Genomic DNA, 12,907 nt, shown 5'->3' on the forward strand with positions numbered 1-12,907 from the left:
GGCGTTATCAACGCTGGTGGGTCGCGTAGTTTGAAGCCACATAAACCGGCGCCGCCTGCACCGGCAACGGTGATTTGCCTCGAACCAGGTCCGCGATTTTTTCCGCGATCATGATGGTCGGCGCATTCAGGTTGCCGCTGACGACATTGGGCATGATGGAGGCATCCACCACGCGCAGGTTCTGGATTCCGTGCACGCGGCCGGCGCCGTCCACCACCGCCATGGGATCGGTCCCCATACGGCAACTGCAGGAAGGATGAAAAGCGCTTTCGGCCTTGTCGCGGATGAAGGCGTCGATTTCGGCGTCGGTCTGCACCTTGGCGCCGGGCGAGATTTCGCCACCGCGGAAAGGCTCGAATGCCGGTTGGGAAAATATTTCGCGCGTCAGGCGCACACCCGAGCGGATTTCCTTGCGGTCCTGCTCGGTCTGCATGTAGTTGAACAAGATGCGTGGATGCGCTTTGGGGTCGGCCGAGCGCAGTGTGATGTGGCCGCGGCTGGTCGCGCGCATCGGCCCGACGTGCGCCTGAAAGCCGTGCTGTGTGGCCGGCGCGCTGCCGTCGTAGCTGACCGCCATCGGCAGAAAATGGTATTGCAGATCCGGATGCGCCACCCCCGCCGCACTGCGGATAAAACCGCCGGATTCGAAATGATTGGTCGCGCCCAGGCCCTTTCCGGCGAACAGCCATTGCACGCCGATTTTTAGTTTGGCCAGGGGGTTCATCGCGCTGTACAGGGTAATCGGCTGCTTGCTGGCGTACTGCACGTAGACCTCGAGATGGTCTTGCAGATTCTGGCCGACCCCTGGAAGATCGACCCGCGGCTGGATGCCCAAGGCGCGAAGTTCCTCCGCCTTGCCGATCCCGGACAGCATCAGAAGCTGCGGCGAATTGATCGCGCCGCCGGACAGGATCACCTCACGCGCCGCATAGACCTGGTGCAGGCGCGACCCTTGCGCATATTCGACGCCGGTCGCGCGCGCGCCCTCGAACAAGACCCGCGTGACCCGCGCGCGCGTCACCACGCGCAGGTTGCCGCGCCTGGCCGCCGGGCGCAGGTAGGCCTGCGCCGTGCTCCAGCGACGGCCCTTATAGACCGTCATGTCCATCGGCCCGAGGCCTTCCTGCTGGTAGCCGTTCATGTCGTCTGTGTAAGGGTAGCCGGCTTGTTGCCCTGCCTCGATGAAAGCGCGATACAGCGGATTCTTGCAGGCGGCGGTGGAGACATACAAGGGGCCGTCATTGCCGCGATAGGCGTCGCCGCCTTTCAGGCGGTTTTCGGATTTCTTGAAGTACGGCAGGCAATGCGCGTAGGACCATTGCTCCAGTCCAGGCATGCCGGCCCAGGCGTCATAGTCAAACGCATGTCCGCGGATATAGACCATGCCGTTGATCGACGACGACCCGCCGAGCACGCGGCCGCGCGGGCAGTGCATCCGGCGCATGTTCATGAAAGGTTCCGGCTCGGTGTCGTAGAACCAGTTGTACTTGTCGTTGGCCAGCGGATAGGCGAAGGCCGACGGCATGTGGATGAAGATGCTGTGGTCCGCCGGGCCGGCTTCCAGCAGCAGGACGCGCGCGCCGTCGTCCTCGCCCAGGCGGTTGGCGAGGACGCAACCGGCTGAACCGGCGCCGACAATGATGTAATCGTATTGTTCTTGTTTCATGTGAATTCCTGATCGGGAGTCAGCTTGCCGTGAGGCCGGGCTGTGAACGCTTTGGGTGTCCGTGGAATTATTCTTGCCCCGGAAATTCGCGTACCGTGCTATGCCCGCGGGGATGGCATAAGGGGCTAGTGAGGCCAGGGCCGGCAATCGGCCTTTGGCTGCCGGACATGCCTATTCATAAGGACAAGCCACTTCGCCCAGTTCGACGTACACGCTCTTCAACTGCGTGTAATAGTCAATCGTCACCATGCTGTTTTCATGGCCGATCCCCGATTCCCGGATGCCGCCAAACGGCATCTCGATGGGCGTGATGTTGTAGTTGTTGATCCAGCACACGCCCGCCTGCAATTGCGCCGCCACCCGGTGCCCGCGCGCCAGGTCGGCGGTGAACACGCCGGCTGCCAGGCCGAAGCGCGTGTCGTTGGCGCGCGCCACCGCTTGCGCTTCATCACTGAAGCTAAGCACCGACATCACAGGCCCGAAGATCTCTTCACGCACGATGCTCATGTCGTCGCGGCAATCGGCAAAAATAGTTGGTTCGACAAAATTCCCCTCGGCCAGTCCGCTGGTCTTGAGCTGCTTGCCCCCGGCGACCAGCCGCGCGCCTTCAGCCACGCCTTTTTCGATGTAGTCGAGCACGCGCTTCATATGCGCGCGTGAAATCAGCGCGCCGACCTGCGTCGCCGGATCCATCGGGTCGCCGATGCGCAGCTTTCGGGTACGCGCCAGCAGCTGTTCCAGAAACGCATCGTGGATGTCCTCATGCACAAAGACCCGTGTGCAGTTGGTGCAGACCTCGCCCTGTGTATAAAAATTGCCGAGCATCGCGGCGGAAACCGCCTGCTTCAGGTCGGCATCGGGGAAAACCAGCAGCGCCGATTTGCCGCCCAGCTCCATGGTTGCGCGCTTCAGGGTTTTGGCGGCTTCCGCCATGACGGCCTTGCCGGTGCCGACCGAACCTGTGAGCGACACCTTGGCCACCGCCGGGTGCGTCACCAGCAGCCGGCCGGTGCGGCCATCGCCCTGCAGCACGTTAAACACGCCGTCCGGCACACCGGCCTCGGTGTAGATTTCCGCGAGCCTGGCGGCGCTGCGCGGCGTCAATTCGGAAGGCTTGAAAATCATGGCATTGCCGCAGGCCAGGGCCGGCGCCGACTTCCAACATGCGATCTGCAGGGGATAGTTCCAGGCGCCGATTCCGACGCAGATGCCGAGAGGCTCGCGCCGCGTGTACGCAAAAGCGTTTTTGAGCCCGTAATGGTGGCCGTGAATCGTCGGCGCCAGGCCGGCGAAGTACTCAATGCAATCGGCGCCACTGGCGACGTCGACCACTTCGGCCTCCTGGATCGGCTTGCCGCAATCCGCCACCTCCAGTTCGGCCAGTTCGCGGTTGCGCGCGCGCAGCAGTTGCGCCGCCCGGTACAGGATGCGGCCGCGCTCCGCACCGGTCATCGCCGACCATGTGGCCAGCCCGGCTTGTGCCGCCTCGATCGCGCGTTCGACTTCCGGCGCCAGCGCCAATTCGACGCGGCATAAAACCTGGCCCGTGGCCGGATTCAGGTTTTCCAGTGTTTCCGAAGCGGTGCCGGGATGGTAAGCGCCGCCTATGTAGTTGCGTAGTGTCTGGGTTGTCACGAGCTCACCTTGTTCCGATGTTTTGCCGTGCAATCGCCGATCGCGGTCGATTGCTGTCGATTGCCTTGACGGCTCACTATAGGTTCAGGGTAGCCGGTGCTCTTGATGTATTACGACCGCGAGATGGCGCAAATTTCCGGGCCCCGCCCAAGCGGCGGGCGGCAGTGGGCAAGTCATTTGCGTGCCGGTGAAACAGCCTGCCGCATCACCGGCGCCTGCACGGACTGCAGCCGGTCCGCCCTGGGCGGGCAGCCGAACTTGTCCCGGTACACGCGCGAGAAATGTTCAAGCGACGAATAGCCGGCGCCGACCGCCACCTGCGCCACGCTCAGGTCGGTTTGCTGCAGCAGCTTGTGCGCGCGCGCCAGCCGCAGGTTGATGTAGTACTTCAGGGGAGCCAGCGATGTGTAGTGCTGGAACAGGCGTTCCAGCTGGCGCCGCGACAGCCCGACCCTGGTGGCGATCTCGTCGCAGGACACGGGGTCTCCCACGGTTTCCTGCATGAGGTTTATCGCGGCCTGGACATGCCTGCTGGCCTCGCCGGGGCGCTTGTTTGCGTTGCTCAGCAAGGAGTCCGTCGGGTAGCGAACCTGCGTGTACTGCATGTGCTGGGAAACCTCGTGCGCCAGGTCGGCGCCTTCGCGCTCGCCTATCCATTGCAGCATCATGTCCAGCGTTGACGTGGCGCCCGCACAAGTCAGGCGGCGCCTTTCTATGGTGTAAAACTGGTCCTTCGCGTTGACGTTCGGGTACAGCTCCTGGAAGCCCTCCAGGTTGTCCCAATGGATCGCCGCGCTATAGCCATCCAGCAAACCGGCAGCGGCCAGGATTTCGGCGCCGGTCTCGATGCCCGCGAGTTCCGCGCCGAATGCCGCCTGCCGCCTCAGCCAGTTTTTGATCTTGCGGTTCTTTGCATACCGCTTGGCCTCGAAGCTGGCGATGACGAAAACCGCGGAGAACTCCATGTCGTCGGATAACGCCGCATCGACCGGCACATGCATGCCGTGCGTCCCGACCACCGGGTCGCCGTCGACCGACAAGGTGGTCCATTCGAACAGCTTGCGCTGCATCAGCCAATTGGCCAGTACCAGCGGTTCCATCACCAGGGCCAGACCCAGATTGGAAAACTGCGGGATCAGCAGCAAGCCAACCTTGCGCGCCGCGGGTGCGGCTTTTGGCGAAATGCGCTCCCTGTTTTCTTCCCTCATATGGACCCGCCGTGCGTTGACAAACAGCCTATAAGGTATTTCGGGCAGCCCTTATCTGGTTGTTGGAATACGACATATGTTAGTCGCAATACGTCAATATTGACCGTTTTCCTAAACCTATAGTTCGTCAACGGAAGAGCACTGCTTCCCGGCATGCACCACTCGCCTTGCACCGGGAGTGGCTGAAAAAAGCATGCGGTGGGCAGGCCCGTTCCAGTCCCAGCAAATGCGCTATCCAACAAGGAAAACGTGACATGAGGTCTCTGCACATACTCGGCCCGGCTGCGGTTCTTGCCCTCACGCTTTGCGCCGGCCCCGCAAGCGCACAAAGCAAATTGCCGGGCGGCGCAAAAGAGGCGGAAAGCTGCCGCACGGTGCGTTTTGGCGATGTTGGCTGGAGCGACATCGCCGCCACCACAGGGCTGGCATCGGTGGTCCTGGAGGGCCTGGGTTACAGCCCGAAGACGACGCTGGCTTCGGTGCCGATTACCTTCGCGGGCATCAAGAGCAAGCAGATCGATGTTTTCCTTGGCTACTGGAACCCGAGCATGACGCCCATGATTGAGCCCTTCGTCAAGGCGGGCCAAATCAAGGTGCTGGACCAGCCCAACCTGGTCGGCGCCAAATACACGCTGGCCGCCAACGGCCCCGCTTTTGAAGGTGGCTTGAAGACCTTTGCCGACATCGCGAAATTTCGCAAAGAGCTCGATGGAAAAATCTACGGCATCGAAGCCGGCAACGACGGCAATCTTCTGATCCAGCGCATGATCGACAAGAATGAATTCGGCCTGAAGGATTTCAAGCTGGTCGAGTCGAGCGAAGCCGGCATGCTGTCCGAAATACAACGCTCGTCGCGCCTGAAAAAATGGGTCGTCTTCCTGGGTTGGGAGCCGCACCCGATGAACGTGCAGCTGAAGATGAAATACCTGGAGGGCGGCGACGCCGTGTTCGGCCCGAACTTCGGCGAGGCCAAGGTGTACACCGCGACCAGCACCGATTACCAGGCGCGCTGCCCGAACGCGGCCAGGCTGATCGGCAATCTGCAATTCAATACCGACCTGGAGAACCAGGTGATGGCGCCCATCACCAACAAGGTCAAGCCGAACGACGCGGCCCGTGACTGGTTGAAGAAGAACCCGGATGTGCTCAAGAAGTGGCTGGCCGAGGTCAGCACCTTTGACGGCAAGGACGGGTTGGCGGCGGTCAACAAGCACCTGGGTCTTTGATCGCGCCGCCACCGAAAAATTCACGGGGAGCTGGGTTTGGCCAGCCACCACTCGGCAATCCGAAAAACTTGATGGAGATTCGTATGAATAGGGTTAAAAAACTGTTGTCCGGCCTGTTGCTGGCGAGTGTTGCTTTCGGCTGCTCAGCCGTCGAATTGAAACACTGGCCCGCCGATGCCGCGGCCAAGCTCAATGCGCTGGTCAAGACGCATGCGAACAAGGGGGAGTACGCCGTGTTCGATATGGATAACACGAGCTACAACTTCGACCTGGAAGAGTCCCTGTTGCCTTACATGGAAATGAAAGGCCTGCTGACGCGCGAGAACATGGACCCTTCGCTCAAGCTGATCCCGTTCAAGGATGTCAACGGCAACAAGGAAAGCCTGAACAGCTATTACTACCGGCTGTGCGAAATCGACGACATGGTTTGCTACCCCTGGGTGGCGCAAATTTTTTCGGGCTACACGCTCAAGGAGTTGAAAGCGCTCGTCGATGAATTGATGGCTTACGGCAAACCGATTCCGGCGACCTACTATGAAGGCGACACCGTCAAGACCATCGACATCCAGCCGCCGCGCATCTATCAAGGCCAGCGCGAACTGATGAACCATTTGATGGAGAACGGCATCGAGGTCTACATCATGACCGCCGCGCATGAAGAACTGGTGCGCATGGTGGCATCCGACCCCCGGTACGGCTACAACGTCAAGCCGCAAAACGTGATCGGCGTGGCGACCATGCTGAAAGATCGCAAGACCCAGGAACTGACCTCGTCCCGCCTGCAGATCCAGAAAGGCAAATACGATCCCGCCAAAAATATGGACCTGCAAATGCACCCTTACCTGTGGACACCGAACACCTGGATGGCAGGCAAGTATGCGGCGATCCTGACCTATATCGACCAGTGGAAAAAACCCATCCTGGTGGCGGGCGATACGCCGACCAGCGACGGCTACATGCTGTTCCATGGGACGGACATCGATCGCGGCGGCGTACGGGTCTGGGTCAACCGCAAAGCCAAATACATGACACAGATCACCGATATGTGGACCAAAAACGCGGCGCGCCAGAAGGAGCTGGGCTTGCCCGTCACGGCCGACAAGAACTGGATTGTGGTCAAGCCGGAAGATATTCATCCGCTCCCTGCCGGCAACAAGTAAGCCGGCCTCGTTCATCCGTTTGCCCGCCCATCGCCAGGAGGTGTTGAATGAACCCTGATCGCCTCTGCCACGGGATTCCCTCCCGGGCCCGGCGCGCCCTGTGCGCGGCCTTGTGCACGACCTTCGTGGCTGGGCTGGGACTGTTCCCGGTTCACGCTGCCGACAACCCGGCGCCTTTAACGCTGGGGCTCATTGTCACGGGCGATACCGTGGAGAAGATGCTGGAGAACTGGAAGCCTTTCACCGACGCGCTGGCCAAAGAGATGCAGCGGCCGGTGCGCGTTCTTGCTTCGAAAGACTTCGCCGAAGTCTCCGGCGCCTTGAAGAATGGGCAAGTGCAGGTGGCCTGGATCAACAACAAGCTGGCGATCGAACTGGTTGAAACCGACCAGGCGCTGGTGTTTGCGCAGATGGTCGGGCTGGATGGAACGCGCGGCTATAGCTCGGTGTTGCTTGCCCGCAAGGACGGCGCGCCCCAGACCCTGGCGGAGGTGATCGGCCATCCGGGCAGCTACACGCTGGGGGCCGGCAACAAGGAGTCCATCTCGGGTTTCCTGGCGCCGAACTACTATGTGTTCGCCAAGAACAAGATCGATCCTGAGAAGCACTTCAAGAAGATCAACCGCACCAGCCACCGCGACAACTTCCTCGCGGTAGCCGGCGGCCAGGTGGACCTGGCGACCAACAACACCGCGGATATGCAGCGCTACCAGGCGGAGTTCCCGGACAAGATGGCGCGCGTGAAAGTGATCTGGGAGTCGCCGCTGATTCCCAACGACCCGATCCTGTACCGCAAGGACCTGCCGGCGGCAACGCAGCAACGCATCAAAAAATTCTTCCTGGCCTACGGCCGCGACGAGGCCGAAAAGGCCACGCTGAAGAATATGTACGACCTGTCGGCGTTCAAGGCTTCGTCGAACTACCAGCTGCGGCCCGTAGCGGACCTGGCATTGTTCCAGGCGCTGACCAAGGCGATGGGCAGCCCCCAGGATGGCGGCGATTTCAGCGTCGTGCTCCAGCAACTGACCAAGCGCGCCGCCCGGCTGGACTCACTGCTCAATTCCACGCGCATTGAGAGTCAGTAGCCGGTGCTGCAGCAGATCATTTTGCTTGCCAACGTGATCAGTGCTTGGTCCACCGCATCCAGATTGGGGCAGCCCTGGTCATGACTTAAGACTGGGATACCCGAAGTCGATGCTTTCCGCACATTCCTGGTAAGCGAATTCTGCTGAAATTGATCCAATCCGACCGTCAGGCGTATCCAGTGGGGAAAAAAGGACACCGTCAAGTGGCTGTTTTTTTGGGGGCTTAGGCGTAGGGTGTGTTTCTGGTCGCGTCCAAAGACTTCGCTGTATGTTCTCTAATTTTCGTTCCATCGCCTGTGGCGTCACACATGTAATCTGAGAATGCAAACTGATGCTGAGTCTCGAACGTCCCCCCCGCTGATAGGGGTCGTGCAGTTGCACTAAATTCATACTTTCAAAGCCTCGCTTCCGTAGTTCTTCGTCGGTTGGGTGCTTGGGTGTAATCCAAAGGTGATCCGAATTTCGCTGTATGTTCAGCTCATCCACTCCTAGCTCTCGCATCACAGCCGCGGAATCCGTCAACCTGACGTTAGAGGCGATCTTGAGCAATGTATTCAAGAGATCTTCTCCGCGCTTGAGTTGCTCCTCCGTAGGAATAGGCGGTGCGGGCAGAACAGGATTTTCCATATAGTGCCAAGACTTTCCAGGTTCATTGACTTGCGCCCAAGAGTTGCATGACCCACATGTTGTAGCTACAACGAACAAGACTCCCGTAAATCTGCGTAATTGCTTCATCGCATTTATCCCCCTAAACATTTGTGAGCGCGATTTTGTAGTGTCGAGTGTTTTGCGTCACGTGCACCCGTATGCGCACGCCACAAAGGCAAGTGCATATGGGTGAAACTGAAGCGACTCATTTTTTGATGATGCATTTCCGGGATGCGTTGTGGGCATTGTTTTGAGATGGAAAATAGTGCCAAAAGGGTCTCAACCTCGTCATTTACCGAACTCCGTATGCTTGGGGCTGGGATATCCGAGGTCGATGTTTATTGCACATTCCTGATAGGAGAATTCAGCCGAAATCGACTCAATCCGCCCATCGGGTGTATTCAACGTCGAAAAATGGATGCCATCAAAAGGCTGTTGTTTTGGCGGTTTTGCTATCGGGTGTGTTTCCGGTCGCGTCCATAGGCTGCGTGACACCTGAGGGATGCCGGCATTGTGAGCATGGACGGCCTGCACATCCTGGGCCTGGAGCAATGCCCGGAATGGAACCGGATGTTCGCCGAACCGGATACCGAGATCGACCTCAATGTCATCGAGCAGGAAGTTTTGGGTACGGCGCTTGGTGCGCTTCAGAAGCATCCGGGCATCCGGGACTTTGGAATGCACAGACCTGCCGCCTTATTCGGAAGTGAGCCGGCGCCGGTCAGGATTGCCGGTGTTTGACTTCATCACCACGGTTAATTATTTGCATTCGGCTATTTGATGGGTTGCAGGCTAGAGCTGTGAAACTGCGCGCCACTGAGGCTCTGGATGTGTTGATGGAATATCGAGGGTGAGGCGGCGAGTTCCTGGGAGCATTTCCAAAATTTTTCCGCAAGCGCAGGTGCGAGCGGGCTGACGTGACCTCTTGATATCACAGACCTTCAATTTACACGCACCGCTACGCAGCGGTGCTGCGACTCCATTTCGATAACGAAATTGCCCGCGTCGTAGGTCGCGGCAAGCACCCGCCCACCATAGGTCGATTGCAGCGCGGCGTTACTGAATGAGAGCTCGGGCGAGGCCTGCCGGTGCTCGAACCGCAGCTCGAAGTTGTCGCCCACCATTGGGGTGTGTTGAAAGCTTACGGTGCGCGGCACGTTGATGATCAGGTCTCCCATCGTCGAAGGCAGGTTGCTCGAGATTTCGCAGCCCTCGGTCAGGCCGACGTTGTAGGCCTTGCCACCTTCGAAAACGATGTCGCTGCGCTGACAGACGTTGTCCTTTGCCGCCGTGAGTTCCACGATGACGCTATTGGCAATCACCGGCTGGGGCCGTGCGAGCGCCAATGCGATTTTGCGGCCGACGTCAACACTCTTGCCCGCCTTCATCTGCAGGCAGTCCGTGGTGCCGCGGCATTTTTGCGGGCAACTGCCGTCAGACTTGGGCAACTCGCCCATGCTTTGCAGATCAGCCTTGGCGGTAGTCGCTACGATGCCGCGCAGGATGGCATTGACATCGCCACCATAAGGTTTTCCCTCGTACATCGTCACCGTGCTGCGCTGGCACTGCTGGGTGGACTCCGTCAAATCGATCGTACAGGGCAGCGGGATGTCATCCTTCCCGATCAGGCGGGTGGTCGTCACGCTGCGGGGTTCCTTGTCGGCTGGTTCGCGACTGAAGGTGGTCCAGGAGATGTCGCCGGGGCTGCCCGAATTGCGTAGGGCGAACTGCTGCGCCTGCGCGCAACGGCACGTCTTGGCGGACCCTTCCAGTTCCACGACCGCTACCTTGGGCGGCTCCGGTTGCGGATGCGTCGGTATTCGGTGCGTACGCAACTTGCAGATACCCTGGCCGCGATAGCAGATGTTGATGTCGTTACCACACGCTCCTATGAGCAGTGGTAGTACGAGCGCTGCCAAGAATCGGATTTTCACTTCTTTTGCTCCTCTGCAAGATAAGCCTTCAGGGCTTCGGCCGTGGCAGCCGCAATACCCGGTTCCATCGCGGGCATGCGGCCGGTGACTACCCACAAGATATCGGTGCCCCCCTTACGCCGAGCAAAGAATGTGCTCTGCATTTCTACTGGTGGTATCGTAAACATACGCGATTCGGGTTGGCGCAGGACCTTGTTCATCGCAGCCGTTTTTGTGGCTTGGTAGGGGATGTTTGCAGTGATCAGTATCGTGAGGCCTTGGCCAATCACACTGCCCGCGGCGGTGACAGACACGGCGCCGTGCGTCTTGAACAACCGCGTCTTCACCTCGTTTTCACACCAGTGCGGCTTCCACCCCCGAAAGCACACCCATTTGTGCCGCACGCAGGCCCAAACCTGTGCCTGGACGTCCACACTGCCGACGAGTTGTCCGTCAAGGACGTCCCAACGCACGTCTCCATGGCTGTACCGAAGTTCGCATTTGTTCGCGGGCATGCGCTTATCCAGCTCGCTGCTCACCAGCGACAGCAAGGCATCGACCGGCAGCGCGACCACGACCTCTGGCTGGACGCGCGCCTGACCAGTGGTCGGATCACGCGCATCACGAAAAAGCAGGTACGCTGTGCCTTTCGCCGCTGCCGAGGCTATGCCCGCGCCCAGCTCGCCGTCAGGCGCGCCGGACGGGATAAGTGCTGTTGCGCCCTGGACCACGAGGGTCTTAAAGTCCCAATCCTTCGTCGCCGCCTTTGGACGGTACGCCATCAGCTCGGCGGTATCGAAGGATCGCGCAGGCGTCATTGGCGTCGCACCGATCGAGGCGGCGTAAAGCGCGGAGTGGTGCGATTCGATCCGAGTAATGAGCAATGTGTACTGGTTGCCGAATTCGCGCTCCAGCATCGCGACCTGCTGCCCGTAGAGCGCGCGGACCTGGAGGTCGCTCATCCTCGCCCCAAGCTTAACCAGGTTTGCCAAGTCGGCCTGCGCCAGTTCGCCGATGGGCTTGAGCGCGCGCAAGGTGTCTTCTAACGCCTGCAGGTCCTGGCGGATGGAGGACTCCGTCCAGGTCTTCGGGCCGCGCTGCAGGATCGGCTCGACGCGCGCACCGTAGACGCCAGTCTTCAGGCTCATGGCACGCAACGACTCAGGCCACGCGAACTGCCACATGGAGCGCTGCCAGTCGAACAGGAGTGGGAGGTCGGCAAGGATCGGCGGTCCTGACGTCGGCAGGGGATCTCCCAGTACTTCGGCCTGCGCGGTCAGCACCAGCGGCTCGCGCAGGACCTCCGCAAACAGTGCACGACCGGAGGGGTCGGATGCGCCTTCGTCGACGATGTTCTTCATTGCCGGCCGCTCGGGAAAGCGTGCGCGATACAGGGCGTCCAGCAACAAGGAGGCTGATCCGGCGTCGATAAGCTTTCGCCGCACATCGTTCGCAGCCAGCACGTGGTCGAAATCGGACGGCGCTACCAGGAAGAGGCGGCAATCGCTGGCGGCCGTGGGCATCAGCAGCATGCCCCAGGCGGCAGGCAAGGCCTGTGTCGCGTCGCCTGCCTTTGCCTCGAGGTCGATGAGCTGAGACGCATTGATAAACATCGTCGCGGGTAGGAAGAATGCGGCGAACTTCGGCGAGTTGCCGGATGGTGCTGGTTGCGAAACAGGCACCATGCTGACTGCGCCGTTCCCGGCAGGCGAAATTATTCCCGCGACGGACGCACCAACCCGCGCGCGTGCGGCCTTGCGGTAGTCCTGCAGGACCGATCCGTCGGCACACGACTGCGCGTGCACGGTGGCCGATGTGGCCACAAGGATGGATCCAATGATCGCGGCGAACCTCGTGCCACGCATTGATAGAGCATTTCGCATGACGACCCTCCCTCCAAATCCGAAATCCCTGCAAGCCGGTTCGGAACTTTTGTTTGATGCGGCAGAGCCCTCACTCCATACCCGCTCTTTTGACTGCCTGCGATTTTTAAGTGTAGCCAACCCCGTCGGACGCCGTCACCGTTTTATGTTGCGGTGGCAATGTGATTAATAACGTTGACGGCCGAACGTGAAATTCCGCAGGGTGATCAGTTTCTCAAATCGGAAAGTGGGAAAGGGCGATCCACCGCACGTTCGAGCCGCGCAAGCTCTTGGGCGTTGGCAAGGGTTAGGCGATGTAAAAGGTGCACCGCGAAGGAGGGCGGGCGGTTGAACTTGGTTTTTCCCGAGGCTGGGTTTTGACCTGGTACCACCAACAGGAATCGAACCTGTATCTAGCGCTTAGGAGGCACTCGTTCTATCCATTGAACTATGGCGGCACTTCTCTTGGAGAAGCCGTGATTGTATTCGGTGGCGGATGCCCGT

9 protein-coding genes and 1 tRNA gene are annotated in these 12,907 nt (G+C 60.0%); 3 read left to right on the top strand and 7 right to left on the bottom strand.

The features are described 5' to 3' along the window. Window positions 1–7 precede the first annotated feature (7 nt). The 3 genes from betA to AC1D1F_RS02810 all read right to left on the bottom strand — a co-directional run bounded on the left by betA (window position 8) and on the right by AC1D1F_RS02810 (window position 4,509). A complete protein-coding gene (betA, locus tag AC1D1F_RS02800; protein ID WP_477678217.1) occupies window positions 8–1,666 on the bottom strand; it encodes a choline dehydrogenase in 1,659 nt (552 codons plus the stop codon). 171 nt (window positions 1,667–1,837) lie between these two features. Next, window positions 1,838–3,301, bottom strand: a complete 1,464-nt coding sequence (betB, locus tag AC1D1F_RS02805) for a betaine-aldehyde dehydrogenase (protein WP_477695955.1) — start codon at window positions 3,299–3,301, stop codon at window positions 1,838–1,840. 173 nt (window positions 3,302–3,474) lie between these two features. Continuing rightward, complete coding sequence (locus AC1D1F_RS02810) at window positions 3,475–4,509, bottom strand: GlxA family transcriptional regulator (protein ID WP_477677201.1); 1,035 nt, start codon at window positions 4,507–4,509, stop codon at window positions 3,475–3,477. 254 nt (window positions 4,510–4,763) lie between these two features. On the opposite strand from AC1D1F_RS02810, the gene AC1D1F_RS02815 reads away from it, so the two are divergent. From AC1D1F_RS02815 to phnD, 3 genes are all read left to right on the top strand, one after another. Beyond that, window positions 4,764–5,735, top strand: a complete 972-nt coding sequence (locus AC1D1F_RS02815; protein ID WP_477677200.1) for a choline ABC transporter substrate-binding protein — start codon at window positions 4,764–4,766, stop codon at window positions 5,733–5,735. Window positions 5,736–5,818: 83 nt separating this feature from the next. Further along, window positions 5,819–6,895: an HAD family hydrolase gene (locus tag AC1D1F_RS02820; protein ID WP_477677199.1), complete on the top strand. Its 1,077-nt coding sequence runs from the start codon at window positions 5,819–5,821 to the stop codon at window positions 6,893–6,895. 47 nt (window positions 6,896–6,942) lie between these two features. Then, on the top strand, window positions 6,943–7,980 hold the full coding sequence (gene phnD, locus AC1D1F_RS02825) for a phosphate/phosphite/phosphonate ABC transporter substrate-binding protein (protein WP_477695954.1): 1,038 nt from the start codon (window positions 6,943–6,945) through the stop codon (window positions 7,978–7,980). A 936-nt stretch (window positions 7,981–8,916) separates the two neighbouring features. Here the strand turns inward: phnD and AC1D1F_RS02830 are convergent. The 4 genes from AC1D1F_RS02830 to AC1D1F_RS02845 all read right to left on the bottom strand — a co-directional run bounded on the left by AC1D1F_RS02830 (window position 8,917) and on the right by AC1D1F_RS02845 (window position 12,861). Next, window positions 8,917–9,312 carry a hypothetical protein gene (locus AC1D1F_RS02830; RefSeq protein ID WP_477677197.1) on the bottom strand — a complete coding sequence of 132 codons (396 nt, stop codon included), beginning with the start codon at window positions 9,310–9,312 and terminating at the stop codon, window positions 8,917–8,919. A 257-nt stretch (window positions 9,313–9,569) separates the two neighbouring features. Beyond that, window positions 9,570–10,406: a hypothetical protein gene (locus tag AC1D1F_RS02835; RefSeq protein WP_477677196.1), complete on the bottom strand. Its 837-nt coding sequence runs from the start codon at window positions 10,404–10,406 to the stop codon at window positions 9,570–9,572. A 152-nt stretch (window positions 10,407–10,558) separates the two neighbouring features. Further along, on the bottom strand, window positions 10,559–12,364 hold the full coding sequence (locus tag AC1D1F_RS02840) for a hypothetical protein (RefSeq protein ID WP_477677195.1): 1,806 nt from the start codon (window positions 12,362–12,364) through the stop codon (window positions 10,559–10,561). Between the two features lie 422 nt (window positions 12,365–12,786). Beyond that, a tRNA-Arg gene (locus tag AC1D1F_RS02845) sits at window positions 12,787–12,861 on the bottom strand. Window positions 12,862–12,907 lie beyond the last annotated feature (46 nt).

This window comes from Polaromonas sp. P1_H6, from assembly GCF_056405195.1.

Coding starts and splice junctions, on each gene's coding strand:
- AC1D1F_RS02820 (WP_477677199.1), top strand. CDS start 5,819: ATGAATAGGGTTAAAAAACTGTTGTCCGGCCTGTTGCTGGCGAGTGTT.
- AC1D1F_RS02815 (WP_477677200.1), top strand. CDS start 4,764: ATGAGGTCTCTGCACATACTCGGCCCGGCTGCGGTTCTTGCCCTCACG.
- AC1D1F_RS02810 (WP_477677201.1), bottom strand. CDS start 4,509: ATGAGGGAAGAAAACAGGGAGCGCATTTCGCCAAAAGCCGCACCCGCG.
- phnD (WP_477695954.1), top strand. CDS start 6,943: ATGAACCCTGATCGCCTCTGCCACGGGATTCCCTCCCGGGCCCGGCGC.
- betA (WP_477678217.1), bottom strand. CDS start 1,666: ATGAAACAAGAACAATACGATTACATCATTGTCGGCGCCGGTTCAGCC.